Genomic DNA, 25,389 nt, shown 5'->3' on the forward strand with positions numbered 1-25,389 from the left:
GATGATTTAGTTGAGTAGAAGGATAGTGTTTGTGAAAACGGATAGTTAGGGAGTTTCGTGGGCACAGAAATAATCATGAGTTGTTGGGTTTGTGGATTGAACAGCAACGGCGAAGCTAAGCGCTTCGCCGTTGCTGCTTTTAACTGGTAGGTAGGAAAATTTTAGACGACCTGCTCCATCCCCCAGATACCGCAGGGGCACATTCCGGCACAGATGCCGCAACCGATACAGATATGCTCGTCAGAGAGGTACTCAAAGCTGCCGTCAGTACATTCTTCGCGGCGGATCGCTCCTTCTGGGCAGGCTTCCAGACACATACCGCAGTCACGACAGGTGCCGCAGGAGATACAGCGGCTGGTTTCCTTGGTGGCGTCGGTAAAGTTGAAGCGGCTACGATTGTGCGGCCTAAACAGCTCTTTACTCAGGCACTCCTGAGAAATCTGCGGCAGCTTCTTCTTCGCCTTTAGTTCCGTGCCGGCGAGAAAGTCATCAATATATTCAGCTGCTTCGCGACCGTGGCCGATGGCGTGGGTCAACAGACCCGGTGCGATGGTGTCACCGATAGCGAAGATGCCTGGCGCCTTGGTCAGTTGGCCGCAGTCATCAACCTCGGCCATGCCGCGTTCGCTCAGCCATTCGCGCGGAATGTAGGAGAGATCGGGACGTTCGCCGATGGAGATGATAATGGTGTCGGCTTCAATCAGCCGACCATCTTTGGTGTGCAGGCCCTTGGCATCAACCTTCTCGGTGAATACCGGCCATTCGATTCTGCCGCCGAGTTTCTCGAAGTGCTCGATCTCTTTTTTGAAGGCCGCCGGGCGCTGAATATCGATGGCCGTAACCTGCTTGGCCCCCACGGCATAGGCGCCGAGGCAGGCATCCATGCCGGCGTTACCGGCACCGATAACAACCACCTTTTCGCCGATTTCCGGTTTCAGGCCATTGTTGACATCCTTGAGAAATTCCAGACCTTTGACCAGTCGTTCGTTGCCGGGGAAGGGAATCACCACCGGGTTATGAGCACCCGAAGCGATAACCACCGCATCGAAATCCTGCTGTAGCTTGGCAAACAACGCTTTATCGACCTGGGTATCGGTCTGAATGGCAACACCCATCTCTTTGACCCGCTGGATTTCCTGATTAAGGCTTTCAGCCGGCAGGCGGTCGGTTGGAATGACCTGGCGCAATTTGCCGCCGACTTCCTTGTCGCCTTCGATGATGGTAGCGCCGTGACCGAGCAGGCGCAGGTGCCAGGCGGCCGAGAGTCCGCCAGGGCCGCCACCGATCACCGCAACCTTTTTACCGCTGTCGGCCTTGGGCGTTGGTGATTCAGCTTCTAGTGACAGTTTGCCGAGGGCCTGCATCGAAACCGGCAGGTCGATAAATTGCCGGGTACAAGCGTCCATACAGGGGTTCGGGCAGACTTCGCCACAGACGCTGCCGGGGAAGGGCGAGTACTGCAGGACCAGCTCGACGGCCTCTTTGTATCTTCCGGCGCGCAGCAGGTTGATCCGGTCCTGGGTTGGAATGGATGACGGACAGGCCGCCTCGCAGGGGGCGCAGAAGGCTTTGTTCTGCCAGTGTGGGATTTTCAGCCGGTCTTCACCGGCATTGACCAGACCGGAGACGTGATTGTAGTCGTCGGTTAGAACATCGCCGAAGATGCCGCCTTCAACCCATTTGCCGAGGCGGAATTCGCGCATGCTGATGCGCATGGAATGCCGCTGGCGACGTTCTTCGTAGGTCTGCGCAACAATCTTTTTCCATTGGCTGAAATTGCTCAGTAGTTCCAGGTGTTGTGTCCGCTCGACCTTTTCCAGAAACTCGGGCAGTCCCTGGCCGAGGAATTCGCGATCCGCTTCGTCAAGTTCGAGCAGCCAGACGTCGTCCGGCAAGCCCGTAACCGGACCGTGCACGTAGACGGTGCCACCGACCATGCCGGCGCAACTGCGATCGCCGAGCACCGATTCGTAGTCAGCGCAATCGATACCGCAGACCACAGCAATGCCGCCGCCCATGAATTCGAAGGAGAAGGATCCGGTGTTTTTTAGCACCCATAATTCCGGGGCATCATAAGCCGGATCGTGTTTCATCAGTGAACCGGAGCGGGTGCCGACGCGGCCAGAGACGAAGATTTTACCGGCGGCGGCGCAGTGCGCGGTGGTGTCGCCACTGTCTCCCTTGATGATCAGTTCGGCGCCGGCGTTCAACCATCCAGCATCGGCCGGAGTCGGGCCGTTAACGATGATGGTAGTCCCTTCGAGACCGAAGGAGCCGACCCGTTGCCCGGGGTTTTTTACCGTGAATTTAAGCGGTGTGCCGTCCTCGGTCCATAAGGGGCCACCGATATTGTGGTGACCGCTGGAGAGAACTTCAAATTCGGTTTCGCCCTTGTCGAGCCCGGCATAGATATCCTGCAGGAGCTGTTGGGTGGAAATCCGTTTTTTATTTTTATCAAATCCAGAGATTTGTGCTGCCATAATTTTCAATCCTCCTTAACAAACGTGCTGGATCTGCAGGCGTTCGGCGACGGCGCGATCGGTGGAGACCAGCGCATCGGAGCGGCCTACGGGGAGGGAGGAGTTGCCGATGGGGGCCATCAGCTTCTTGAACTCCTGATCCATTGCCAGGTAGTAGTTGACGATATTCTGCGCCACTTTTTCCGGATCGAGGCGGCGGACTAGTTGTGGCTCCTGGGTGGTAATTCCTGCCGGACAGAGACCCGTGTTGCAGGCATTGCAGCGGCCCATGTCGTTGCCGATACAGCCAGCCATCTGCAGAATCAGCTTGCCGGTGAAGACGCCGTTGGCGCCGAGGCACATCATTTTAAAGGCATCTGCCGCCAGATCGCCGGTTTTGCCTAATCCGCCAGCGGCCCACAAGGGGATCTGTCCTTGACGGCCTTGGGTGACCGCTGCCAGGTAACAATCGCGCAGCTTGCTGACGATCGGGTGACCGGTGTGGTCGAGGCTGACTTCGTGGGCGGCACCGGTGCCGCCGTCGATACCGTCGAGGAAGAAACCGCCGACGATATTGTACGGATCGCGCACCAGGTTGTTGAAGACGCTGACCGAAGTTGCTGAGGCGGCCACCTTGATGGCGACCGGCACGCGAAATTTAAACGCCGCGTTAAAAGAGAGGAACATCTTCTGCACGCTCTCTTCGATGGAATACAGGCCCTGGTGGTTCGGCGGGCTGAGCAGGTCGGCCTTCGGGACGCCGCGAATTTCCTGAATATGCGCAGCGACCTTGTTGGCCATCAGCAGTCCGCCATCGCCCGGCTTGGCGCCCTGGCCGATTTTGATCAGGATGCCGGCTGGGTCTTCGACCATGTGTGGCATCGCCTTGGCGATCCGGTTCCAGCCGAAGTGGCCGGAAGCGATCTGCAGGATCATGTATTTGAGGTACTTACTTTTCAGGAGTCGTCCTGGAACGCCGCCCTCACCGGAACACATCCGCACCGGCATGCCGCATTCCTCGTTGAGGTAGGCGGCCGCCATGGCAACCCCTTCCCACATCCGCCAGGAGAGCGCACCGATCGACATGTCGCCGATAATCACCGGGTAGATCCAGTTGACCGGTGGGGTGAGTGCGTTGGTGATCAACTGCTGGTCAACATCCGGGGTAAAGGGCAACTTTTCCGGCGGCAGTATCCGGCCGAAGGGAGCCAGCAGGTCGAAGGTGTGGCGCTGGGCGTCAAGGCTCGGGTCGGTCATCTGTGAGATGCGGCCGACGCGGATCTTGTCCAGGGTGCGGGTGGTGCCTTCGAGGTTCTTGCGGCCGCCCCGTTTGATCGAGTCGCCGCCCAAACAGCGGGTCAGGATCGGGTGACGGGTGTCGAGGTTGCGCTCCGGCTTGATGGCGTCGTTCGGGCAGACCTTTTCACACATGCCGCAGCCGCGACAGTAATCGCGAATCGACTTGGCCTGACGAATCACTGGCACTGCGGAAAAACGTGCTTTTGGTTCGGGGAAATTGCCTTCGGAAAAGACCATCCGCCGCCGCTCGACTTTCGGCAGGATCGCCCGGAAGGTGCAGGTGGCAACGCAGGAACCGCACATGGTGCAGCGGTTGGCGTCGTAGTTGATCTTCCACGGGAGGTCGTTGGCGGTGATATCGTTCAGTTTCATTGTTTCCATCGTTGGACCTCCAACTCGTCGTTGATGACGACAACTTCGCGTTCATTGGGGTAGATATCGGTTTCCCAATCGCGGTCGGGGAGGATTTCATTGATGCCACAGACCTCTGAGGAGATGGCGACGGTGTTCTCATCGCGGCCGATCACCACCGGGCGGAGCTTTTTCGCATCGCAGCAGGAAAACAGGGTGTTGTCCGGCAGCATGCCGATGATGGTGTTCGGACCGTTGATCTCCAGGTGGGCCAACGACTGGCGGATTCCCAGCAGTTGTTTTTGATCGTCGCGTTGCTCAATTTCGGCAAACGGCAGCGGGGTAGTCACATGTTTGAAGTAATTCAGCGGCCAGCCGAGTTCACGGTGGACATAGTGCAGGGTGTAAAGAAAACACTGCGAATCGGATTCGAAGCCGATGTAGCCGCGGTGCAGCCCCTGCTGGAATTCCTTGTTCTTCAGGTAGAAGGTGTTCTCGCCGTTGGCCAGCGCCGTGTAGCCTTGCAGGTGGAAGGGGTGGGCGGCATAACGGACGATATCGTAGTTGGTATTCTGTCGGCACTGGGCGGTGATCACCTTGGCGGTAAAGCGGTCATTGGGCTCCCAGAGGTTGAAATAGGTGCCGATATCACGCGGGTCGCCGATCTCTTTTAGAGTAATGACATCCGGCCAGAAGGAGTAGGCGAAGCCCTCTTCGCAAGGTTCCAGGGCGGCACGCAGCCGCAAGCGGGTGTCGAGCAGCAGCTCTTCCTTCTCTTTTTTCTCCGCCTTGCGGTAGGCGCGCGGGTAGTCGAAGGTTTCAAAAACGTAGTTCGGCATGGCGTTGATGTCGAGGCCCGGCTCATCGCTGACCTCTGGCGCCCATTGCATGACCCGTTGAAAACCGATCTCGTGGAGGATGTCCTCGGCGATCTTGATGCCCGCATCGGTACAGGCCATCGACAGGGTCGGCAGATGCTTATATGGCTCGAAGATGCCGCCAAGATTTTGCATGACCATGGCGAAACCCGAGTTATCATGCCCTTTTTGCTGCGACTGCATCAGTTGCAGGGCCATGCTCGGATGAATGTAGTTGAGACTTTTTATTGCTCCAATACGACACATAGTATCGACTCCTTGTTGGCAGAAGTGATGTCTTGTTCAAGATTGTCTTTGGCTGGTTCGGGACCGGATGGGTTGGTGATACCCGGAGGTGCTGAGACTAGCTAATTTACATTAAGCATTTTCCATGCCACTTTTGCAGGGCTGAGTTAAGTAGTCGTATACGCGGTTTTTTTCTGTGCGGAGGCGGATTTAAGCGGGGAGCGTTTTTGTTGGACGAAAGATGGGGTTTAGTGAAATAGCTAAAGTGAGTATGTTTATGGATTAACTGAGTACACGATATATCAAAGGGATACCCGACTGAAGCAGGTATCCCTTTGATATCGATCTATTCTACAGGGTCGTTATCCAGTTGTCGGGATCGGGCAGGCGCCCGTACTGGATTCCAGTCAGGGTATTAAACAGTTTCATGGTTAATTCGCCCGGCTCGCCATTGCCCAGTTGGACGCACTGGTCCTGGTAGCAGAACGAGCCGACCGAAGAAATAACGACAGCAGTGCCGGTGCCGAAGGCTTCGGTGAGGCGGCCATTTTGCGCCCCTTCCATCACCTCGTCGACACTCATGGCGCGCTCTTCGATTTCGTAGCCCATCCCTCGCAACAGGCTCAGGGCCGAACGGCGGGTGATGCCATCTAAAACCGTGCCGCGCAGGGGCGAAGTGACAATCTTGCCGTCGTAGAGAAACAGCATATTCATGCTGCCGACTTCCTCGACGTAGCGTTTCTCTTTGGCGTCGAGCCAGAGAACCTGATCGTAGCCTTTAAGCGCGGCTTCTTTTGCGGCATAGAGTGACGCGGCGTAGTTGCCGCCGGTCTTGGCTTCGCCGGTGCCGCCATCGGCGGCGCGGACGTAGTGATCGGAAATCCAGATTTTAACCGGGGCGAGGCCGCCTTTGTAGTAGGCGCCGACCGGGCTGAGAATCACGTAGCAAAGGTACTTGTCGGCGGGCCGCACACCAAGCATCGCTTCGGTCGCGATCATTGTCGGCCGAATGTAGAGGCTGGTGCCTTCACTGCGCGGGACCCAATCGGACTCGAGGCGGATCAGTTCTAGCATCGAGTTGAGGAAAAATTGTTCATCGACTTCCGGCATGCACATTCTTTGCGCACTGCGGTTAAAACGGGCGACGTTGTCGGCTGGACGAAACATGGCAATCGAGCCGTCACTGCGACGGAAGGCCTTGAGTCCTTCGAAGATCTCCTGCGAATAGTGCAGAACCATCGCCGCCGGGTCCATGCTGAATGGGCCGTAGGGTTGAATACGTGCCGAGTGCCAGCCCTTACCGGTGTCGTACTCCATGACAAACATCCGGTCGGTAAACTGTTTGCCGAACACCAGACTGTTTTCATCGGTGACGGGTGGCTTCGGGGCGGTGACTGGCAGAATTTCCAAATTCATAGCAAATCCCTCCTATCGAGGAAGAGTAAAGATTGACTGTCTTTCTTATCATAAGGTCGCTTGCGGCTGCAAGATTATCTCCCTTTGTACCGCAAGAATTGCATCCTGACCTTGCACAAAGACGAAATAAAAATTAGTATAATCGGATGCCTAGGGGGTTGAAATGACCATGATTGAGCTAAAGTACGGTTCGCAGCAACAGCGCGGCGAGTTGCCGTTTGTGCCGCAATGGCTGCTGGCGCAGCAGTCGACCGCTGCTGACCCAAAGTTGCTGGTGCGCCAGGCATTGCAACAGCCGATCGGCAGCCGACCACTTGAGCAGCTTGTTCAGCCGCAGGATTCGGTGGTGATTGTGACCTCCGATATTACCCGCTACACCGGCAGCGAAATTTACCTGCCCATTCTGGTTGCAGAGTTGAACCGGATCGGTGTGGCTGACGAGCAGATCAGTATTCTTATCGCTCTGGGGATTCATCGTCAGCAGAGCGCCGATGAACATCGGAAAATTCTCGGTTCGCTTTATGGTCGAATCGCCGTTTTTGATCATGATTGCGATGATCCCGAGCAGCTGGTTGCGCTGGGGCAGACCGATAATGGTTTGCCGGTGCTGCTCAATCGCCGGGCGGTGGAGGCCGATCGGCTGATCGTCACTGGTACGGTCGGGTTTCACTATTTCGCCGGTTTCGGTGGTGGTCGCAAAGGTTTGGTGCCAGGGATCGCCGGCCGCGATACCTGTATGCAGAGTCACTTTACGGTGTTTAATCCACCCGAGATCGGTGGCAAGCAGCCGATGGCGACCACGGGATCTTTGGACGGTAACCCGGTCCATCAAGCGCTGCTGCAGGCGGCTCGGTTGGCCGCGCCCGATTTTTTACTTAACACCGTGCTCTCGCCGCAGAAAGAGCTGCTCGCGGTCTATTGCGGTGATTTGGAACAGGCCCACCTGGCCGGTTGTGAACTGGTTCGGGATTTGTTTCAAGTTACGCTGACAGCAGCGGCTGATTTAGCTATTATCTCCTGCGGGGGAGAGCCGAAAGATATAAACTTTATTCAGTCGCAAAAAGCGCTCGATTATGGCTGTCGTGCCGTCCGCGAGGGGGGCACGATCATTCTGCTTGCGGCTTGCCGCGACGGGTTCGGCCACCCGACCTTTTTCGACTGGTTCGGTTATCAGGATCTCGCCGAGTTTGAGACGGCGTTGCGGGCGAATTACCAGATCAATGGTCAAACGGCCCATGCGACCTTGAGTAAGGCGCGCCGTTTCCGGGTGCTGCTGATCAGTGAATTTAGTGCTGAACAGACCAAACGGATGGGGATGGCGAAAGCGGCGGATTTACAGTCTGCCATCGAGTTGGCCCTGGCAGATCTGCCTGCCGAGCCGAGGGTTGTGGTAATCCCAGACGGGGGAATGGTTTTGCCGACAGTTGCAGCGAAGGATTAGGATAGCTATGCCGACCAAAGAAGAAGTCCTCCAGCAGGTGATCGATTCCGGCTCATTGCCGACCCTTTCGACCGTCGCTTCCAAGCTGATCAATATTACCGGCAAGGAAGAAACCACTATCACCGATATTACCAAGTTGATTGCGCAGGACGTCTCCCTGTCGACCAAAGTACTCAAGCTGGTTAATTCCTCCTTTTACAATTTTCCCAACGAGGTCGGCACCATTCAGCAGGCGGTGGCGATTCTCGGCACCAATGCGGTGCGCAGCCTGGTGCTGTCTTTTTCTTTTTTGAATATGGAACGCCCCAGGCATGGCAAGGGTTTTGATTACGAGCGTTTCTGGGAAGAGTCGTTGGCGGCGGCGGTTGCCTCTAAGTTGATTATGGCGAAAGTCTCCGATGGCGACCCGGAAGAGGCGTTCACCGTCAGCCTGTTGCAGAATCTCGGCAAGCTGATTCTGGCCTGTGCTTTTGGCGAGGTCTACGATCAGCTGTTACATGAGGCAAACGGCAGTGAGCTGAAACTGCTGCAACTGGAAGAGGAGCGGCTGGGGGCCAGCCATGTCTATATCGGCTGCGAAGCGGCCCGGATATGGAAATTCCCCGAGTCTCTGACGGTGCCGATCCTCTACCACCATAACCCGGATAACTACCAGCCGCAGAATGGTGACATGTTGACCGAGATTCGCGTCGTACATCTGGCCGGCCTGCTCTCTAATATTATGTATTCGGGAAAGCCGATCGATTACCACGTGCCTTTTCGCGAGCGGGCGCAGAAGATGTTCGGCTTGAAAGCACAGGCCATTGATGAAATCCTCGAACAGGCCAACACCGAGGTGGCCCGGGCCGCCGAGTATTTCGGTCTGAATATTGGTGGTACGGTTTCGATTCCGGTGCTGTTGCAGGAGGCAAACATTGAGCTGAGTCTGCTCAATATGAGTTATGAGCAGATGAACCGGGAGTTGGTCCAGGCCAAGTTGAAGCTCGAAACCCTGACCTCTGATTTGGAGGAAAAAAACAGTTACCTTGAGGGGATTGCCAACCTTGACGGCTTGACGGAAATCTACAATCACCGTTATTTTCAGGAAGCTCTCAATAAAGAAATTAGCCGTTCGGTGCGTCGCGAGACCGATTTAAGCTTGATTCTGGCTGATATCGATGCCTTTAAAAAATTCAACGATTTTCACGGACATCAGGCCGGCGATTATGTGTTGCGCGAGGTCGCCACGCTCTGCAGTGAATTGATTCGCGAATATGATCTGATCGCCCGCTACGGCGGCGAGGAATTTGTCTTTGTGTTGCCGGAAACCGACCTGGAAGAAGCACTCATCGTGGCGGAGAAGGTCAGGGCGGCGATTGAGCAGCACCATTTTACTTTTGCTGATGATGATTATCGGGTGACCTGTAGTTTTGGCGTCGCTGGTTTTGAAACGGACGGTAAGCCGCAGATGAAAAAGTCTGAATTGATCGAGCGGGCCGATAAGGCGCTCTACAGCGCCAAGAAGAAGGGCCGCAATCGGGTCGAACCTTATGTCGAAAAAAGCGGCTGGTTTGGTCGGCCAAAGTAGACTTTTTCAGTCATTTATTGAATAATAGCTTTTCCGAAAATCAAATTTGAATTCCCAGGCACGGAGAATCTCCCTTTGTGGTCATCTCCGTGCCTTCTCATTGCTTATTTTTGCCCAAGGTTGAGACCGATGCTGAACACAGAGTTTATCGCCAAGTTGCAGCAGATTGTCGGCAAGAAGTATGTTTCTACCGACCAAGCTGACCTGATCTGTTATTCCTATGATGCCACCCAGCGGCAATATATGCCCGACGTTGTTGTTCATCCCGCTAGCGCGGATGAAATCAGTCGGATTATGCGCTTGGCTAACGAGACCAGAATTCCGGTTTATCCGCGTGGGGCCGGCAGTGGCTTTACCGGCGGCAGCTTGCCGACCGCCGGTGGCATTGTTCTGGTGACCACCCGTCTCGACAAGATCCTCGAGATCGACGAGGAAAACCTGGTCGCGACCGTCGAACCGGGAGTGGTGACCGAGCATTTCCAGAAGGCGGTGGAAAAAGTCGGCCTGTTCTATCCACCCGATCCCGCCTCACTGAAATTTTCCACCCTCGGGGGCAATGTCGCCGAGTGTGCCGGTGGTCCGCGCTGCGTCAAGTATGGCGTCACCAAGGATTACATTTTAGGGCTCGAGGTGGTGACACCGACCGGCGATATCATCAAGACCGGTGGCCCAACGATGAAGGGCGTGGTCGGTTACGACCTGACCAAATTGATGTGCGGCAGCGAGGGCACTCTGGCGGTGATCACCAAGATCATCATCAAGCTGTTGCCGTTGCCGGAAGCGAAAAAGACCATGCTGGTGCTGTTCGATTCCATCGACGGTGCGGCCAAGGCGGTCTCGGCGATTATCGGCAACAAGATCATCCCGACCACGCTGGAATTTATGGACGGCCGAACCATCGCTTGTGTCCGCCAGTCGACCGACCTGCAGGTACCGGATGCCGCTCAGGCGGTGTTGATTATCGAGGTTGATGGCGATCGTGAATTTCTGGATAAGCAGGTGGCCAAGATCGTCGACATTATTCAACCCCTCGGCGTGGTTGAAAACCGTATTGCCGCAACCGCGGAAGAAAGCGAAGCGCTGTGGCAGATCCGCCGCTCGGTTTCGGCCTCGCTGCGTAACGTCAATCCTGACAAGTTCAACGAAGACATCTGTGTGCCACGTTCCAAGGTGCCGGAAATGATCCGCAAGATCGACGCCATTGCCGATAAGCATGATGTTCCGATCGTCAATTTTGGCCACGCTGGTGACGGCAATATTCACGTCAACATAATGATCGACAGCAAGGTGCCGGGCGAGCAGGAAAAGGCTGACCTGGCCATCGAAGAGGTCTTCAAGGGCGCGCTTGAGTTGGGTGGGACGATGAGCGGCGAGCACGGTGTAGGTATCATGAAGTCAGCCTATATTCCTCTGGAATTGAGCAATGTGGCGATCGATTACATGAAAACCATCAAGCGGGCGCTCGATCCGAACAATATCCTTAATCCGGGGAAGATTTTCCCTTCTGATAAGTAACGAGAGACGGGTGACTAGTGACGAGTAAGGAAAATAGCTCGTCACCCGTCACTTGTTACTCGTCACAGGTATAAACAATGGCAAAATTAAAAAAACTCGAAGATTTCCGCGAAGAAATCGACCAGTGCGTCAAGTGTGGCGCTTGTCGTGCCCACTGCCCGGCCTTTGGTGCCGAAAAGCATGAGGGGCGCGTAGCGCGTGGCAAAATAGCTCTCGCCGATGCGTTGCTCAAGGGTGATGTCGAGATGGAGGAACGTTTCCTGCTCGATATGTCCCAGTGCCTGCTTTGCGGTAGTTGCTACGCCCAATGCCCCAATAAGGTGCCGACCGAGGAGATTGTTGCTGCGACCCGGCGCGAAATCGCCAAGAAAAAAGGCTTGTCGACCTTTGCTAAAGGGGTGGCAACGGTGCTGAAAAACCAGGGGCTGATGAATCTTCTGGCCAAAGGGGGGGGAGCGCTGTCCAGTGTCTTGTTTAAAAAGCTTCCCGAGAACAGTGGCCTGCGCTTACGTTTCCCGGCGCCCTTCATCAGTTCCGATCGGACCCTGCCGCCATTAACCGGCAAACCGTTTCGCGAGCGGCACCCGGAATTTATTCAAGGGGAAAAAGGTCAGCCGACCGTGTTGTTTTTTACCGGTTGCGGCATCAACTACATGTACCCCGAAACCGGTGACGCGATGCTCAAAGCGCTGAAGTTTCTCGGTGTCAGTGTCATTATTCCCAAGGATCAGGCTTGTTGCGGATTGCCGGCGGTTTCTGCCGGGGCTGCCGAGACGGTCGAAGGTCTGGCGGAGAAGAACCTCGCCTCTTTTGGTCGCCACAACTACGATTGGATCGTCACCGCCTGCGCGTCTTGCAACGCCGGACTGGGCAAGATCTATCCGGAGATGGGTGCGGAGTTTGCCGATTTGCAGAGCAAGGTCAAGGACATCTTTGTTTTTTTGGTCGAGCAGGGTTTAACCGCCAAGCTTGAGGCCTTGCCGAAGGCCGAAAAGCGACAGCGGGTGACCTATCACGACCCCTGTCACTTGCGCACCCGCGGGATCACTCAGCAGCCACGGCAAATTCTTAAAGCCTTGCCGCAGGTTGAGTTTGTTGAGATGGAAGCAGCCGGCACCTGTTGTGGACTGGGCGGGACTTATTCAGTTTATCATTACGATACCAGTAAAAAGATCGGTGCGAAAAAGGCCGGATTTATTGACGAGTCTGGTGCTGAGTTGGTGGCGACCGATTGTCCCGGCTGTATCATGCAGTTGCAGGACAGTATCAATCATGCCGATGGCAAGCAGCGGGCGCTGCATATTCTGGATTTGTTGGTTGAGGCGTTGCCGGATTAGAAAAACACGACCGTAACAGATGATATCGTAGGGGCGAGCCGATGGCTCGCCCTTATTATTTGTGGGACAGGACGCGGGCGACCCAGCGGGTCGCTCCTACAAAATAGGTTATTCCGCGATCTGTTCCAATTCTTCCCAGCGTTGGTAGGCCTGTAGCAGCTCTGTTTCGATCGCCTGCAACCGCTCCTGCATCACGGTTATCTTTGCCCCATCCCCTTGCTGATAGAGACTCGGATCGGCCATGGTTTCGTGTAGCGCGGCCTGTTCGGTTTCCAGCTCTTCGATCTTCTTCGGTAGCTCAACCAGCAGCTGTTTTTCCTTAAAGTTTAACCGCCGTGCCCGTTCTTTTTTGGCTGCTGGTTTGGACTTTTCCTTTTGGGCTGTGGTTATCTTTTCTTTCTGTTGGAACTGCCAATCGTCGTAGCCGCCAATGATCTCCTGGATGGCCCCGCTGCCGTCAAAAATCAAAGAACTGGTGACGACGTTGTTGAGGAAGCTCCGGTCGTGACTGACCAGCAGTACGGTGCCGGGATAGTCGAGCAACAGTTCCTCCAACAGATCGAGGGTTTCCATGTCCAGGTCGTTGGTCGGCTCATCAAGAATCAGCAGGTTGGCCGGGCGGGTAAATAGTTTGGCCAATAACAGGCGGTTTTTTTCGCCGCCGGACAGAACCTTGACCGGGGTGCGGGCGCGGTCGGGGGTGAAAAGGAAATCCTGCAGGTAGCCGTAGATGTGGCGCGATTGGCCATTGATCAGGACCTGATCGTGATCGTCGGCGATATTCTGTTTGACGGTGCGGTCTTCATCCAGTTGATCACGCAGCTGGTCGAAGTAAGCGATCTGTAGATTGGTGCCAAGGCGCAGTTTCCCGTCGGTTGGCTGCAATTCTTCGGTCAGCAGCTTGAGTAGCGTGGTTTTTCCGCTGCCATTGGGTCCGATCAGGCCGATGCGGTCACCGCGCATAAGGCGCAGGTCGAGGTTGCTGATGATGGTTTTATCCGCATAGGCAAAGCAGACCTGTTCGGCTTCGACCACCATCTGGCCGCTTCGCTGGCCGGTTTCCAGTTGCAGTTTGACCTGACCGGTTCGGTCGCGGCGTTGGCTGCGGTCTTCGCGCAGCTTTTGCAGATCACGAACCCGGCCCATATTGCGCGTGCGCCGCGCTTTGATCCCTTTACGAATCCAGATTTCTTCTTCCGCCAGTTTTTGATCAAAGCGCGCCCAGGCCTTGTCTTCAGCGTTTAGGACGTCTTCGCGGCGCTGCAGAAACTGCGTATAGCTACAGCGATAGTCTTGTAGCCGACCGCGATCGACCTCAACCACGCGGGTTGCCAGTTTGGCGATGAATGTGCGGTCGTGACTGATAAAGATCAGCGTTTTGCGCAAGCGCAGCAGAAAATCTTCCAGCCATTGGATGGCGGCGATATCCAGGTGGTTGGTCGGCTCGTCGAGCAGCAGCAGATCGGGATCGTGGCTCAGGGCTGCGGCCAGCAGCACGCGGCGCTTTATGCCGCCGGAAAGGGACTCTATTTTCGCCTCGGCATCCAGCTCCAATTGGCTGATGACCTGTTCAAGGGTGACCGGGTCCGGGTTGCTCTGTTGCAGATAGTCACGGATCGGACCTGACCAATCATTGGGAAACTCTTGTGGCACTAAGGCGGTTTTGGTCCCTTGGCTGCGGAGAATTTCTCCCTCATCGGTGGGCAGATCGCCATTGATGATCCGCAGTAGCGAGGATTTTCCGGCACCGTTACGGCCGAGCAGACAAACGCGGTCGCCCTGTTCAATTTGCAGGTTGGCAGCGTTAAGCAGTTTTGGGCCGCCGAAGGCGAGGGATAGATTATTTAGGCTGATGAGACTCATGGCGAAATGTCATAGCATACTTTTGAATATTTCTCTGCACAAAGTTGTGAAAGCTTATAGCTGTAGAATTAATTAAAAATAATGCCAGTCGGTTTGTAAAGATATCGGTCTATGCTAATCTGAAGTGAAGAGAGACTTCCGATAGTAGTTGTTGCAGCCCAGCGAGGGTACAAAACCGTAACGGAGGAAGATATGAAAAAACTAGTTTATTGGGCCATTATTTCGGCGTTTGCTCTCAGCTTAATGGCCTGTGCCGGAAGCACCATGGGCGGCGAGAGTATCAAGATTAAGTGTCCTTCCTGTGGCTATGAGTTCGATACTCAGCATAAGACTTGATCTAACTCATACTTTAGGAAGAAAAAAGTACGCATCGTCGATGCGTACAGTTTACCACAAGTCCCACATTTTCGAGTGTGGGGCTTTGTTTTGTTCTTTTTGCGGGCAGCCTAGAGGATTCAGAACGTCATGCCCAAATGTATCGGTAGCTAAGTCCCATAAACTCAATATTGCGTCTGAACAGCATCCAAAATGCTCGTGCAGAGCCTTTTATTTGTTCTTCCCCTCTGAATTGTCCAACAGCGACGCAATAGTTTGTTTTTTGACAGTTGGCCGACAGCAAACACAGCTCATTGTGCACAGAGCAATCCGCGCATCTGGACATAGCGCGATGTCCTTGGAGCTGTTTCTCCTCAGCAACGCTGCGGTCGATGGTTTCTTTGCGCCGTTTGTAGAGGGCTTTTCCTTCTTTGGTTTTACGGTGACGACCTTTTGTCGATACTCTTATCAAGCAGGCCTAGTGACGGTCTTTACCTGTTGTCGTGTTCCCTTTACCTGCGAACATCTCACATGAAATTAACCCAGAAAAACGACAAAGTCCACGCCCGGAGGCGAGGACTTTGTCGGCAGGCTGAGTGCATTGTTGATACGGCTTTTTGCTTGGCACGATTGAGTCAAGGTGCTTAGGTGCGAACTTCTCAGTAACACGTTTTAGCTTTAATGCAGTTCATAGATCACTATGGCCGATCGGGGATCCTGTAATAAACTTTTGTGCTTGAACTTTACGGCCATGACCAGTTCGTCGCTCCCATCGTTATCAGCGTCGGCCAGGGAGAAATCAGCTAAGTAGCCATTTTGACCGGAAGTACGCCAGCTTTCTTGCAGGGCAAAGCCATTCCAGGTCAAAGCGATGATGCGGCTGTCTTTAAACATGCGGAAGCGCTCCAGGGACCGCAGCCCATCGTTTTGGGCAACTAGGATTTCTCCGGAAGGGCCGCTTATAATCCTTTTTTGAATGTAGATCGGGCTGATTATATCTGTCTCGTCATTCGGGGGAGTATTGTAAAAGCTGGTTTCAGATCCGCCGTAATAGTCCCCGGATTCCCAAAATTCGTCCCCGGTTGAGCTGACAACCTTTAGGTAGTCACCTTTGGTAACATAGGCGATAAGTTGCTCCCCGGTATCCCCGGGCAGTGGAAGAAAACTGAAGGGGGTGACATGCAGCGGCAGAGAGATACTTTCCCCTTCTTGCAGGGTGTTGCCGTTCTTCTGTACTTGAAAAGGAGAGCCGTAAAAGGGACGGTCGTGGTCGCCGGTTCTCTGACCGATCAGTCGCTGGCCTTTGCCGGGAAGTTCTGCGACCCGCAGGAACCAGGGAACGTTTTTGATGCTGATCTGGTAGCTCGCATCCAGGTATTCAATCACCATAGATGTCAGTTTGTGATCTCTGGTTGCCGTCAGGTAGATTTCAGGGGTTCCGTTACCGTCCAGATCAAAACTGTCGATACTGAGCAGTTTCGTCCCGACGGGCAGTTCGATAATCGCTTCTTCGTTCAATTCGCCCTGGCTGATCTGGTTGATCAACACTAGGTTTTTCATGGCGATGGCCGTCTCCTGCTGCCCGTCATTATCCAGATCGGCAACGCTGATTCCGACCGGGCTGCCTTGCAGGTTCGGGGACATCCAGACTCCCTGGTTCTGCGCGGTTTGCTGGTTACGGACAATTCCTGGCCCACCGACCATGGCTTTCGATGATCCCAGGCCAACGGAGTTGATAAGGCTGTTGACGGTTTTATTCAGCGGACTCCTGCTTTTGCTTGGATCTTCATCAACCCTGAAAACAGTTGGCCTCGTCAGCGTCGGCTGTGTCGCGATCCACTCGTCATTGGAGAGTTGGTAGCTTCTCAGTATTGTCCCGTTCGAATTCTTAACCGTTAAGATGTTGTTGTTCAAATTGAAACTAACCAGCGCTTGGGCAGCGTTGGCCTCGTCCAGCCAGTCAAGTTGCGGTAAACCGGTTTTAAGATCAGTAAATAGTTTATTGTTGCTCGGGGTCGCACTGAAGAATGCCGGAACCTGTTCAAAGCGTTTGATCTGGTCGCCTTTTTCCGGTGGGCTGTCGGAATAAAGCAGTTTGGCGTAGGAATAGCCCGATTTAATGCGGATGACCTGGAGAAAGCCTCTAGGGGTGTCAAGGCTGCCGAGGACCTCCTTGGTGACCGGATGAATAACTTTTTCGCCCGGCATGACCAGGGTGAGGATGTCGCCTTCTTGCAGGCTGGCAGAGGCATCCAGGTCGACCAAAAATTCATCGCCGATCGGCATAATGATATAGCCGTTCAGGGGAGCAAAGTCAGTTACCATTCCCTTGGGGATTTCCGCGGCGGCGATAACTGGGAGCAGCAGAAGCAGTAAAAGAATAAGTGTGGCGAACGATCTCATAATCAGCCCTATCCTGTTGGTGGGTATGTCAGAACAATTTCCGAACGGTATCTTAGCGATTTTCAACAAAAATGAAAAGGCCGAACAGGCGCTGAAAATAAAAAAGCCCGCTGCATGCGCAGCGGGCTTTTTAGATCTAGCTGTGAGTCGAGTATTAGAACTTGACCGACAGGTAGGTGATGGCGCCGATAGTCGGATCATCACCGTCAGCAACGTCCATGTAGTGGAGGGAGGAGTTGAGGGTGGTGTTGGCGAACAGGGCGTACTGTGAACCCAGGGTAACGAAAGTGGTGTCGAAATCAGTGCCACCCAGGTTCTCGTCTTCTTCTGGGGTAGCGTACATGACGTTACCGGTCAGGGTCAGGTCGTCAGAGACCTTGGCTGATGCGTAGAGGGCACCAGCAATGATACCGGCATTAGCGCCATCTGTGGTAGCGCCAGTAACGCCTGCGTTGGCAGCAACATCGCCAGCGTAATCAAAGATGTTGGCGATGAAGCCGAAGTCGGTGCTGTTTGCGCCGAATTCTTGCGGTGCCCAGCCAGCATTGCGGTCGCTGATGTGGGTCAGCTGATCTTCGTCAGCATCTGCGTAGCCTTTGGCGTACAGGAACATAGCGCCAACGGTGAAGGATTCGGATACTGGAGCAGAAGCGTCGAGGAACAGTTGCAGACCCTTAGCGTCGACGCCGGCACCGGCATCACCACCGAAGTAGTTGAATTCACCGGTCAGGAAGGCGGCGCCGAGATCGAAGTCAGCGGAAAAACCAACCACGTACTGGTTCATGTCAATAACGGACTCATTGTTCTCGTAAGCAGCGAATACCTTGCCACTGTACAGGTCGGTCTTGTGGGAAGCTTGCAGCAGGTAGACTTCGATGTCGTCGGTGCTGTCGTTGTAGGTGCCTTCTGCGTCTTCAGTTTCTTTGTGATAGCCGATCATGACCGGCGCGGCGCCTTTAGTGGTGAGGGAGAAGCCGGAAGCGCGATCTTCGAAAGCAATTCCTTTACCCAGGGACAGGTAGTGCATGCCGCCTTTGATGGTGGCCATGTCGGTGTCAAACTGGACGTAGGCATCGTCAAAGTTCCATGCGTTGTTGCCAGCATCGGCGCCATCACCGAAGTTGCCTTCGGCAATGTCGGCACGGAATTTGATAGCGACGCCTTCAGCAACGGCGATGGTGCCGCCGATACGGAAACGCTGGTCGAACAAGGACTCAGAATCTTGGGCAGCATCGTCAAGATCAACGTTGTTGGTGTACAGGCCGTACATGTCAAAGGAACCGGAAAGTGAGAGGCGGTCCTCGGCGAAAGCCGGGGCAGCAATCAGGGTGATCGCCAGCAGGGCGACCATGATTTTCGTGAATCTGCTCATTGGGTGTTTCCTCCTAAAAGGGATTGTGGAATTGCCGAACCATTCGGCAGTGATTAAGTTGCTGTTGATTATTTAGGACGGCTCAAATTCGTAGCCACAGGCGGGGCATTTAACCCGCACGTCCGCTTTGCCGGCGCCGGCACAAGCAGTCAGACTGATAATTAGTAGGGTGGCGAGAGAAAGGGCGACGAACTTCTTCATGCAGGAGCCTCCGTAGATGGTCACAATCATCATTTCAGTCAGTGCGGCTAATTCGCCACGGGACTGAAAATACAATTTCAAAATATGCAGCAACAATGCCAAAATATTTAACAGGTTTTTATTTTTTGTAACTGGCTGTTCTGGCGATAAAAATGGTGCTTGTTTATTGGGCTGGTCTCATTTTCTTTGTACGCGTATTAGTGTTTTGTAGCTTTACTGCAACAGGGGACTGTTGGTTCTTTACCACAGAGCGCAGCGCGGTAACATCCTAATCAACTGTCAGCATTTGTTCCAGTTTTTTCTTCAGGTTGCGCTTCGAGATGGTTTCACCGTCGCGGTAAACTTGGTGGTTTTTGTCAATCAGTATGATCCTGGGAATACCATATACGTTAAGTTGCTTGGTGATCTCGCCATTATCCAGGATGATGGTGTCGGGCAGTTGAAAACCTTTTTTGTCAAAATATTTGCGGACCTTTTTTGCGCTCTCTTGAATGAAAACCTCGACAAACTGGATCTGGTTCTCGTTTAGAAAGTCCTGTAGTTCGTTGATCGCTTTTGACTGCATGCCGCAGGTGCCACACCAGGTTGTCCCAAGCTTAAGGATGAACGGCGTGCCCTTGAGGCTGCTGAGGGCAAACTGCTCTCCGTCGATGGTCTCGCCGGTTATTTCGGGGAGCGGCTTGCCCTTTTGCAGCAGGGCCTGTGCTGGTAGTGGCAGTAGCGCTGTCGCGGCGAAGAGCAAAAGAATTGCTAGCAGTGTTTTGGTCATCGGCCCATCTCCATTGTGGACCCGGTTGCCAATTTGGCAGCGCCTTAACTTCCGCGTCTGTGCTTCAAATTAGAACCGAGTATAATTTTCTGCAGACTAAAGTCAATGGAAAAAAGTACAATCTGCTTAAGTAGCCACTGGCAGCGCCCTTGCCGAGCATAACAGCGTTCTGAATCAGTGCGCTGATTGGCAAATTTCAGTGAGTATGCCACCTGTTGACTTCGGATGCAAAAAAGCAATCCGGCTGCCGTGAGCGCCGTTGCGGGGCGTCTCATCTATTAAGCGTACCCCTTTTTGCTTCAGTTCGGCAAGGGCAGCTTCTATGTCCTTAACTTCATAGGCCATGTGATGAATCCCCTCGCCGTTCTTTTCCAGAAATTTGGCAACCGGAGAATCGGGCGATGTCGGTTCCAGTAATTCGATGCGACTGTCGCCGATCTTTAAAAAGGCGACCCGCACTTTTTGCTCGGAGACTTCTTCGCTGCCCTCGAACTCCATGCCGAGTTGGTCGCGATAGAGCGGAATGGCCGCTTCCAGATTCTTTACCGCGATGCCGATGTGGTTGATTTTTTCGGTCATATTTCTGATCTCCTGCCAGCTGTTTTGTAACTGTTTATACTGCGGTTGATTTAGTGGCTGCGTCTGAACGTGTCTATCAGTCGACGGGCTGCCACTCCCGGGGTGGTGATCCCCTGGTTGACCCCGGTTTGGACTTGCTCGAGAAGGGCGGCAACGTTCTTGTTGCGCATGAACAGATCCTTGAGTTCTTCCATCACCAGTGACCACATCCAGTCGTTGGCCTGCAGGCGGCGCTTGGTTTCAAACTCATCGTGCTGCTTCATTGTGTCGGCAAATTCGACAATGGTCTGCCAGATTTCCGTAATTCCCTGATTGTGCAGGGCACTGCAGAGCAGCGCCGGAACTTGCCAGTTGGCGCTTTTCGGCTTTAGCAGGTGCAGGGAATTGGCGTACTGCTGGCGGGCCAGTTCGGCTTTGGGGCGGTTGTCGCCTTCGGCTTTATTGACCAGGATGGCGTCGGCGATCTCCATCACACCTTTTTTGATCCCCTGTAGTTCGTCACCGGCATTCGGCAGTTGCAGCAGCAAAAAGAAATCAACCATCGAGGCGACGGTCACTTCCGATTGGCCGACGCCGACCGTTTCAACAATGATGACATCGTAGCCGGCGGCCTCGCAGAGCAGCATGGTCTCGCGGGTTTTGCGCGCCACGCCGCCAAGTGTTCCGCTGGAGGGTGAGGGGCGGATGAAGGCATGTTTTTCGCGGGAGAGCTCTTCCATGCGGGTTTTGTCGCCGAGAATCGAGCCGCCGGAGAGTTGCGAGGTTGGGTCGACGGCGAGGATGGCGACTTTGTGCCCTGCCTCAATCAGGTGCATGCCGAGCGCTTCGATAAAGGTGCTTTTGCCGACCCCGGGGACTCCGGAGATGCCGACGCGGATCGAGTTGCCGGAATCGGGCAGCAAGCTGTCGAGCAGCTCAGCCGCATCTTTTGCGTGATCGAGGTTGCGGCTTTCGATCAGGGTGATCGCTTTGGCGAGAGAGCGGATATTACCGGAGCGGACGCCGCTGGAAAGTATATCGATATTTGGCAAATTCTTGACCTTGAGCTCGCACCCGTTCGCTTTCGCTCACTCAAGCCACAAAGACACGAAGAAAACAATGAATTTATTGCTTTTACTCCGTGCCTCTGTGGCTCTGTGCGAGATGATTTAAGTGTTTTTACTTCCCTTCGATCGCATCCAGCGTCTGGTTGGCTGAGACGGTGATCGGCGTGCCGGGTCCGAAGATTCTGGCGGCACCTGCGGCAAACAGGGCATCATAGTCCTGACGTGGAATGACGCCGCCGCAAACGACGACGATGTCATCAGCACCGAGTTTTTTCAGTTCAGCGACCAGCTGTGGCACCAGGGTCTTGTGGCCAGCCGCAAGACTGGAGACACCAACCACATGGACATCGTTTTCGACCGCCATCTTGGCGGCCTCTTCCGGGGTTTGGAAGAGAGGTCCGACGTCAACGTCGAAACCGACATCGGCGTAGGCGGTGGCGACCACTTTGGCGCCGCGATCGTGACCGTCCTGGCCCATCTTGGCGACCAGAATTCGTGGCCGGCGCCCCTCTTTTGCGGCGAAGGTCTCGACGCGTTCTTGCAACTCAGTGAAGTTTTTATCTGCTTCCACAATCGATCCGTAAGCACCCGAGACCAATCTGATTTCGGCTTTGTGACGGCCGTAGACTTTTTCCATGGCATCGGAAATTTCACCGACCGAGGCGCGCAAGCGGGCGGCCTTGACGCTGAGGTCGAGCAGGTTTTCCTGACCACTTTCGCAGGCTGCGGTGATGGCGTCAAGGGCCTGCTGGCAGGCGGCAGTGTCACGCTCGCTACGCATTTTTTCAAGACGGGCAATTTGCGACAGGCGCACTGCTGCGTTATCGACGTCGAGAACCTCAATGGGATCTTCTTCGGCCAGTTGATACTTATTGACACCGACAATAACGTCGCGGCCGGAATCGATGGCGGCCTGCTTCTTGGCGGCCGATTCTTCGATGCGCAATTTCGGCATGCCCGATTCGATCGCTTTGGTCATGCCGCCGAGGTCGTTGATCTCGTCAATGATTTTGCTGGCTTCTTCGATCAGCGAGTTGGTTAAAGACTCAACATAGTAGGAGCCGCCGAGAGGATCGACAACGTTGCAGATGCCCGATTCTTCCTGAATGACCAACTGAGTGTTACGGGCAATCCGCGCACTGTGATCGGTCGGCAGGGCGATCGCTTCGTCCAGGGCGTTGGTGTGCAGCGACTGAGTGCCGCCGAGTACGGCTGCCATCGCTTCCATGGTGGTGCGAATGACGTTGTTGTATGGGTCCTGCTCGGTCAGCGACCAACCGGAAGTCTGGCAGTGGGTGCGCAGCATTGAGGATTTCGGATTCTGCGGATTGAACTGCTTCATCAGCTTGGCCCAGAGGAAACGGGCGGCGCGCAGCTTGGAGGCTTCCATGAAGAAGTTCATGCCGATGGCGAAGAAAAACGACAGGCGCGGCGCGAAGGAATCGACGTCCAGGCCTTTATCGATGGCGGCGCGCACATATTCCAGGCCGTCAGCCAGGGTGAAGGCCAGCTCCAGGGCGTTGTTGGCGCCAGCTTCCTGGATGTGGTAGCCGGAAATCGAAATGGAGTTGAATTTCGGCATCTTCTGGCTAGTGTACTCGATGATATCACCGATAATGCGCATCGAGGGGGCTGGCGGGTAGATATAGGTGTTGCGAACCATGAACTCTTTGAGGATGTCGTTCTGGATGGTTCCGGCCAACTTATCTTCGCTGACGCCCTGTTCTTCGGCGGCAACGATGTAGTTGGCGAGGATCGGCAGGACCGCACCGTTCATGGTCATCGACACGGAGACCTTGTCGAGGGGGATGTCGCCAAAGAGGATTTTCATGTCCTCAACCGAGTCGATGGCGACTCCGGCCTTACCGACGTCACCTTCCACCCGGGGATGGTCCGAATCGTAGCCACGGTGGGTGGCCAGATCGAAGGCGACCGAAAGCCCTTGTTGGCCAGCAGCCAGGTTGCGCTTGTAGAAGGCATTCGATTCTTCGGCAGTAGAAAATCCGGCGTACTGGCGTACCGTCCAGGGGCGGCCAGCGTACATGGTTGCCATTGGGCCACGGACAAAGGGGGCCAGACCGGGCAGGGTGTCGGCCGTTTCCAGGTCGGCAGTGTCGGCTGCGGTGTAGAGTGGCTTGACGGTAATCCCTTCGGCGGTGTCCCATTTGAAGTTGGAGAGGTCGTCGGTCTTTTTCTCCTTCTTCGCCTGGGTCTCCCAGTCGGCGATGGTCTTCTTTTCAAAGCTGCTCATAAGCTGGTCCCTTCGTTACTGTTTTTGTTGTGCTTGATAGTTGCTTTCAGTCGCTGAAGCTGCGTTTTCGCTCTAGTTCAAGGCGATTTAAGTTATATCGGGGTCGTTGTCGGGGAGTTCTCGGGGTTAGCGGGTGACCACTGCAAGAACTTGGACTGTTGCGCCGTCTTTTGATAGTAGGCGGTGCTTAACGGTCGAGTCAAAGTAGGCGGCGTCACCAGCTTCCAGCATAAAACGTTCATCGTCCAGAATCAGTTCGGCGCTGCCACTGAGAATCAGCAGAAACTCTTCCCCTTCATGATTATAGAGGGTTTCTTCTTGCGCCCGTTCGTTGACGGTGAGCAGGAAGGGCTCCATTTTTTTATTTTTTTTGCGATAGGAGAGGGTCTCGTAGGTATAGCCATGCCCGGTCCCGTCTTTGGAAATGACACGACTGACGATGCGCCGGTCGTCTTTGCGGACAATTTCGTAACGGGTGGCCCCTTCGCCCTCCTCGAAGAAGAAGCTCATTTTCACATCGAAAAATCGCGCGATCTTAGAAAGGGTTGCGATTGGTGGAGAGACATTGTTATTCTCAATCTGCGAGATGAGCGCAGGGGAGAAACCGGTTTCGGTGGCAACATCTTGCAAGGTCAGTTTTCTTTCCTTGCGCAAAGCCTTTATTTTTTTGCCAATATCAAATTCAATCATAGTATTTATTTGCCATGCAGAAATAGAAAAGGGTTTTATCTCCTGTCCGTATAGCGAACGTGGTAGAAAATGTCAATACTAATATTTATTGCCGGTAAAAAGATTTAGCCATAATGAACGGATTTCATTGTCGTTAAAATTGCATTAACTGTCCGTTTTATGGTTGTTAATCCTTGCTACTACGGTTTTTCAGGTCATTATTTGCGGACAATGACTCCTTTAGGCTCCCTTAAGGGGATGATGCTATCTACCGACAATGGCTGCCGTGGCTGAGTTGTCATTCTCTTATTGATTCCGAGGTTCGAAATGTCGCGTTTATTTATCTTCTGTCTCTGTTTTTTTCTTTGCTCCTGTTTTGGGTCTGCGCAGCAGGTGGAGCGTTCCGTGTCCTCTGTTGAACTGCAGTCTGGGCAACTCTATATTGTTCCTTTTGAAACGATCATGGTCCCCGAAGAGGTTTCTGCAGAGTTGTTCGACTTTTTTGTTGATCGGCTTAGCAATCAGGGAGCACAGCAGGGGGTCGAATTTATCATTTTAAAGCAGGGACTGACGCAGATCGATGCCGACTGGCTGGCTGAGAGGGACTATCTGACCGGAGAAATCTTTGCCTATATTGAGGAAATCGGCAGCACCATGACCGATATCAAGGCTCGTAGTCGCATCCGCCTCTATCAATTCGGACGTTCTGAGCCGGCCCTGCAATTGACTTTTCCGACGGAATCTTTTTTTCAAAATGATTACTCATCGCTTGGAGCTGAACGGCGCAAGTTGGCCGAAAAAATCGCAACCTCTCTTGCCGATCAATTTCTCGCTGCTGTTTCCGACCGCTAACGGCGATAGATAGCCCTTTCTCGACGAAAAAAATCACTTGACAATAATCATTGTCAGACTATTATTGTTCGCTGTTAGCACTCCTCAGTGTCGAGTGCTAACAGTCGGATGAGAGACGTAACCACTTAATAAGAGCGAGTCACCGTTATCGTAGCGACTTAGTCTCTTATTTGTCTTTTGGTATAAAAACCGCACCGGCCTTTGGGCCCACGTATTTAATTGAAGTGAAAGGAGATCCACAATGAACATCAGACCATTGCAGGACCGCATCATCGTTGAGCGTGTCGAAGAAGAAACCACCACCGCAGGTGGCATCATCATCCCTGATACCGTCTCTAAGGAAAAGCCTCAAGAAGGTAAAGTTGTTGCTGCCGGTAAAGGCAAAGTGACCCCTGAAGGTAAAGTGCTGCCTCTCGACGTTAAAGAGGGCGACCTGGTGCTGTTCGGCAAGTATGCCGGTAGCGAGATCAAGGTTGACGGCGTTGAGTACCTGATCATGCGCGAAGACGACATCCTGGGTGTCGTAGGCTGATTTCGCTTTTGCGCTCCAGCGGCGTTGCTGTGCTGCTCAAATGCTCACA

General features: G+C 54.0%; 20 protein-coding genes. 7 read left to right on the forward strand and 13 right to left on the reverse strand.

Annotated features, from left to right (window positions below; translation table 11 throughout):
• Positions 1-161: 161 nt before the first annotated feature.
• The 4 genes from ACZ5PT_RS06880 to ACZ5PT_RS06895 all read right to left on the reverse strand — a co-directional run bounded on the left by ACZ5PT_RS06880 (position 162) and on the right by ACZ5PT_RS06895 (position 6,628).
• Positions 162-2,480 (reverse strand): FAD-dependent oxidoreductase, encoded by a 2,319-nt coding sequence (locus ACZ5PT_RS06880; RefSeq protein WP_464266071.1) that lies wholly within the window; start codon positions 2,478-2,480, stop codon positions 162-164.
• A gap of 15 nt (positions 2,481-2,495) precedes the next feature.
• Positions 2,496-4,139, reverse strand: coding sequence for a glutamate synthase-related protein (locus ACZ5PT_RS06885; protein WP_464266072.1), 1,644 nt, complete (start codon positions 4,137-4,139; stop codon positions 2,496-2,498).
• Positions 4,127-5,233 (reverse strand): class II glutamine amidotransferase, encoded by a 1,107-nt coding sequence (locus tag ACZ5PT_RS06890; protein WP_464266073.1) that lies wholly within the window; start codon positions 5,231-5,233, stop codon positions 4,127-4,129. The genes ACZ5PT_RS06885 and ACZ5PT_RS06890 overlap by 13 nt, the downstream gene beginning before the upstream one ends.
• A gap of 330 nt (positions 5,234-5,563) precedes the next feature.
• Complete coding sequence (locus ACZ5PT_RS06895) at positions 5,564-6,628, reverse strand: branched-chain amino acid aminotransferase (protein ID WP_464266074.1); 1,065 nt, start codon at positions 6,626-6,628, stop codon at positions 5,564-5,566.
• Positions 6,629-6,791: 163 nt separating this feature from the next.
• Here ACZ5PT_RS06895 and ACZ5PT_RS06900 point away from each other — a divergent pair, with 163 nt between their 5' ends.
• The 4 genes from ACZ5PT_RS06900 (at position 6,792) to ACZ5PT_RS06915 (ending at position 12,488) form a co-directional block, all read left to right on the forward strand.
• Positions 6,792-8,069 (forward strand): nickel-dependent lactate racemase family protein, encoded by a 1,278-nt coding sequence (locus ACZ5PT_RS06900; protein WP_464266075.1) that lies wholly within the window; start codon positions 6,792-6,794, stop codon positions 8,067-8,069.
• Positions 8,070-8,076: 7 nt separating this feature from the next.
• Positions 8,077-9,636: a sensor domain-containing diguanylate cyclase gene (locus ACZ5PT_RS06905; protein WP_464266076.1), complete on the forward strand. Its 1,560-nt coding sequence runs from the start codon at positions 8,077-8,079 to the stop codon at positions 9,634-9,636.
• A gap of 129 nt (positions 9,637-9,765) precedes the next feature.
• Positions 9,766-11,151, forward strand: a complete 1,386-nt coding sequence (locus tag ACZ5PT_RS06910; RefSeq protein WP_464266077.1) for an FAD-binding oxidoreductase — start codon at positions 9,766-9,768, stop codon at positions 11,149-11,151.
• Between the two features lie 77 nt (positions 11,152-11,228).
• Positions 11,229-12,488: a (Fe-S)-binding protein gene (locus tag ACZ5PT_RS06915; protein WP_464266078.1), complete on the forward strand. Its 1,260-nt coding sequence runs from the start codon at positions 11,229-11,231 to the stop codon at positions 12,486-12,488.
• Positions 12,489-12,596: 108 nt separating this feature from the next.
• Here ACZ5PT_RS06915 and ACZ5PT_RS06920 read toward each other — a convergent pair whose 3' ends face one another.
• Positions 12,597-14,351 (reverse strand): ATP-binding cassette domain-containing protein, encoded by a 1,755-nt coding sequence (locus tag ACZ5PT_RS06920; RefSeq protein WP_464266079.1) that lies wholly within the window; start codon positions 14,349-14,351, stop codon positions 12,597-12,599.
• A 192-nt stretch (positions 14,352-14,543) separates the two neighbouring features.
• Here ACZ5PT_RS06920 and ACZ5PT_RS06925 point away from each other — a divergent pair, with 192 nt between their 5' ends.
• A complete protein-coding gene (locus ACZ5PT_RS06925; RefSeq protein ID WP_464266080.1) occupies positions 14,544-14,687 on the forward strand; it encodes a hypothetical protein in 144 nt (47 codons plus the stop codon).
• A gap of 657 nt (positions 14,688-15,344) precedes the next feature.
• Here the strand turns inward: ACZ5PT_RS06925 and ACZ5PT_RS06930 are convergent.
• From ACZ5PT_RS06930 to ACZ5PT_RS06965, 8 genes are all read right to left on the reverse strand, one after another.
• Complete coding sequence (locus ACZ5PT_RS06930) at positions 15,345-17,069, reverse strand: FG-GAP repeat domain-containing protein (RefSeq protein ID WP_464266081.1); 1,725 nt, start codon at positions 17,067-17,069, stop codon at positions 15,345-15,347.
• 154 nt (positions 17,070-17,223) lie between these two features.
• On the reverse strand, positions 17,224-18,441 hold the full coding sequence (locus ACZ5PT_RS06935) for a porin (protein ID WP_464266082.1): 1,218 nt from the start codon (positions 18,439-18,441) through the stop codon (positions 17,224-17,226).
• Positions 18,442-18,513: 72 nt separating this feature from the next.
• Positions 18,514-18,642, reverse strand: a complete 129-nt coding sequence (locus ACZ5PT_RS06940) for a hypothetical protein (RefSeq protein WP_464266083.1) — start codon at positions 18,640-18,642, stop codon at positions 18,514-18,516.
• 268 nt (positions 18,643-18,910) lie between these two features.
• Positions 18,911-19,411: a TlpA family protein disulfide reductase gene (locus ACZ5PT_RS06945; protein WP_464266084.1), complete on the reverse strand. Its 501-nt coding sequence runs from the start codon at positions 19,409-19,411 to the stop codon at positions 18,911-18,913.
• Positions 19,412-19,585: 174 nt separating this feature from the next.
• Positions 19,586-19,990, reverse strand: coding sequence for a methylmalonyl-CoA epimerase (gene mce / locus ACZ5PT_RS06950; RefSeq protein WP_464266085.1), 405 nt, complete (start codon positions 19,988-19,990; stop codon positions 19,586-19,588).
• A 50-nt stretch (positions 19,991-20,040) separates the two neighbouring features.
• Entirely contained in the window at positions 20,041-21,021 is a 981-nt protein-coding gene (meaB, locus tag ACZ5PT_RS06955; protein ID WP_464266086.1) for a methylmalonyl Co-A mutase-associated GTPase MeaB, read from the reverse strand.
• A 127-nt stretch (positions 21,022-21,148) separates the two neighbouring features.
• Positions 21,149-23,287, reverse strand: a complete 2,139-nt coding sequence (scpA, locus tag ACZ5PT_RS06960) for a methylmalonyl-CoA mutase (protein ID WP_464266087.1) — start codon at positions 23,285-23,287, stop codon at positions 21,149-21,151.
• A gap of 126 nt (positions 23,288-23,413) precedes the next feature.
• Positions 23,414-23,977 (reverse strand): helix-turn-helix domain-containing protein, encoded by a 564-nt coding sequence (locus ACZ5PT_RS06965; protein ID WP_464266088.1) that lies wholly within the window; start codon positions 23,975-23,977, stop codon positions 23,414-23,416.
• A gap of 384 nt (positions 23,978-24,361) precedes the next feature.
• On the opposite strand from ACZ5PT_RS06965, the gene ACZ5PT_RS06970 reads away from it, so the two are divergent.
• Together ACZ5PT_RS06970 and groES are read left to right on the forward strand one after the other, a co-directional pair.
• On the forward strand, positions 24,362-24,808 hold the full coding sequence (locus ACZ5PT_RS06970) for a hypothetical protein (protein ID WP_464266089.1): 447 nt from the start codon (positions 24,362-24,364) through the stop codon (positions 24,806-24,808).
• Positions 24,809-25,049: 241 nt separating this feature from the next.
• Positions 25,050-25,340, forward strand: coding sequence for a co-chaperone GroES (groES, locus tag ACZ5PT_RS06975; RefSeq protein WP_464266090.1), 291 nt, complete (start codon positions 25,050-25,052; stop codon positions 25,338-25,340).
• Positions 25,341-25,389: the final 49 nt, after the last annotated feature.

Source organism: Desulfuromusa ferrireducens, from assembly GCF_055389805.1.